The organism is Streptomyces sp. YGL11-2, from assembly GCF_050054615.1.
Lineage (GTDB): Bacteria > Actinomycetota > Actinomycetes > Streptomycetales > Streptomycetaceae > Streptomyces.
The window spans coordinates 1-2,312 of record NZ_JBNHIN010000135.1 but is presented as its reverse complement, the minus strand read 5'-3'; the positions used below and the strand labels follow the sequence as shown (position 1 = coordinate 2,312).

Sequence of the window (2,312 nt, the reverse complement as noted above, 5' to 3'; positions counted from 1 at the left end):
TAAAGCGAAGCAGTCCGGCAACCCGCCCCGGAGCTCCCGAACCCGGCACCGACGATGACCTGGGACCCCGCCCCACACACCCACCTCCCGCCGAAGGCGGGAAACACCGCACCCCGTACGACGGGAAACCCGACAACGTGGGAAGCCGGCAAAGCGCAGCGAAACGGCGAAACGTCAGGCGGACCCGGCCAACGCCCTGACGAGGGCCTGCGCCCGCGGGTCCGCGGTCACGTTGCGCTGCATGCCGTTGGTGACGTAGCCGAAGGCGACCCCGTGCTCCGGGTCGGCGAAGGCCAGGGCGCCGCCGCGTCCGGGGTGGCCGAAGGAGCCCGGGCCGAGCAGCGGGGAGGCCGGGCCGTGCAGCATGAAGCCGAGTCCGAAGCGGGTGTTGACCAGCAGGGTGCGGTCGAGGCCGGCGGACTCCTCGGTGCGGGCGAGGGTGAGGGTCGCGGGGGCGAAGAGGCGGGGGTGGCCGTCGACGGGGCCGATGAGCGCGGCGTAGGCGCGGGCGAGCGCGGGGGCGGTGGCGATACCGGCGGAGGCGGGGAGTTCGGCGGCCCGGTAGGCGGGGGCGTTCTCGTCGGGGGCCGGGGAGATCGCGCCGAAGGCGCGGCTGGTGAGGGAGGCGGGGTCGGCGTACGCGTCGGCGACCGACTGCTTGGGCCGGACCCGGAGTCCGGCGGCCGCGGGGCGGGTCGGCGGCTCGACGGGGGCGAGGCGGCCGACCCGGTCCTGGGCCGCCTCCGGAAGCCCGATCCACAGGTCGAGGCCGAGCGGCCCGGATATCTCCTCGGCGACCCACTCGCCGAGGGTGCGCCCGGTGACCCGCAGGACCAGTTCGCCGATCAGCCAGCTGTAGGTCTGGGCGTGGTAGCCGTGGTCGGTGCCGGGTGTCCAGGCGGGGGCCTGGGCGGCGACCGCGGCCGGGCCGCTGCTGCCGTCGACGGCCTGGGCGGGGGTGAGGGGGGTGTCCAGGACCGGCAGCCCGGCCCGGTGCGAGAGGAGGTGGCGGACCAGGACGCGGTCCTTGCCTGCGGCCTTGAACTCGGGCCAGTACGTGCCGACCGGCGCGTCCAGGTCGAGCTGTCCGCGCTGGTGGAGCAGGAGCGGGACGGTGGCGGCGATGCCTTTGGTGGCGGACCGGATGATCTGGGCGGTGCCGGGCTCCCACGGGGCGGCGGTGGCGTCGCCGGGTGCGGCGTCGCCGTCCTTGGTGCCGGCCCAGAGGTCCACGACCTTGCGGCCGTCGCGGTAGACGGCGACCGCCGCCCCCCGCTCGCCGTACCGGCCGAAGTTGGCTGCGAAGGCGTCCCGGACCGGCTCGTAGCCGTCCTCGACCGTGCCCTGGACGTCCACCACTGATTCCCGCTTCCCACTGATCTGTCGCTTCGGTGACCCATCAATGGTGCAACGCCGGGATCCATGCTCATGACCAGGGGGATGGCCAGGGCCCGGGGCCGTGGCGTTCGTCACTTCGGGGGTGTGGCCGGGCGGCGGTGCGCGGTGGACGGCCGGCCGCCGCGGTGCCATTGACTCTTGTGGACGCCTCCCGCACCCTCCGGCCATGACCGCCCAGGAAGCACCTCAGGCCCCGTTCGCGCTGTGCGCCGGTGAGAGCTGGCGCGCCCCGTGGGACATGTACGCGACCCTGCGCGACGAGCACCCCCTCCACCATGTCGCCGACGGCGACTACTGGGTCCTGTCCCGTTACGCGGACGTCCTCGCCGCCGCCCGGGACACCGGCCGCTACTCCTCCGCCGGCGGCCTGAGCGTCGTCTACGGCGAGCGGGAGCGCCTCGGCATCACCGACGTCGCCCCGTTGGTGATGCTGGACCCGCCCGAACACACCGGATTCCGCCGGCTGATCACCCGCGGCTACACCCCGCGCCGGGTCGCGGCCATCGAGCCCGACGTGCGCGCGTTCGTCCGCGCCCGGCTGGACCGCGTCGCCGACCTGGGCGGCAGCTGCGACATCGTCGCCGAGCTGTTCGGGCCGCTGCCCAGCTTCGTCGTCGGCCGCTATCTCGGCGTCCCCGAGCAGGACCGGGCCCGCTTCGACGGCTGGACCCACGCCATCGTCGAGGCCAACGCGCTGGGCGACCCGCTGACCGCCGCCGAGGCCGCCACCGGCCTGTTCGGCTACTTCGCCGAGCTGGTCGAGCGCCGCCGCGCCGAGCCCGCCGACGACACCGTCTCTGACCTGGTCGGTCTGCTGCCGGCGGACGACGGCACCGCCCCGCTGCGCATCCTGGGCTTCGCGTTCACCATGGTCGCCGGCGGCAACGACACCACCACCGGCCTGGGGGGGGGGG

At 74.9% G+C, this 2,312-nt stretch carries 1 protein-coding gene and 1 pseudogene; one reads left to right on the top strand and one right to left on the bottom strand.

The features are described from left to right. Positions 1 to 174 precede the first annotated feature (174 nt). Positions 175 to 1,359 carry a serine hydrolase domain-containing protein gene (locus ACO1BR_RS43940; protein WP_426800726.1) on the bottom strand — a complete coding sequence of 395 codons (1,185 nt, stop codon included), beginning with the start codon at positions 1,357 to 1,359 and terminating at the stop codon, positions 175 to 177. Positions 1,360 to 1,564: 205 nt separating this feature from the next. Here ACO1BR_RS43940 and ACO1BR_RS43935 point away from each other — a divergent pair. Further along, a pseudogene (locus ACO1BR_RS43935) lies at positions 1,565 to 2,312 on the top strand (hypothetical protein); the annotation flags it as partial.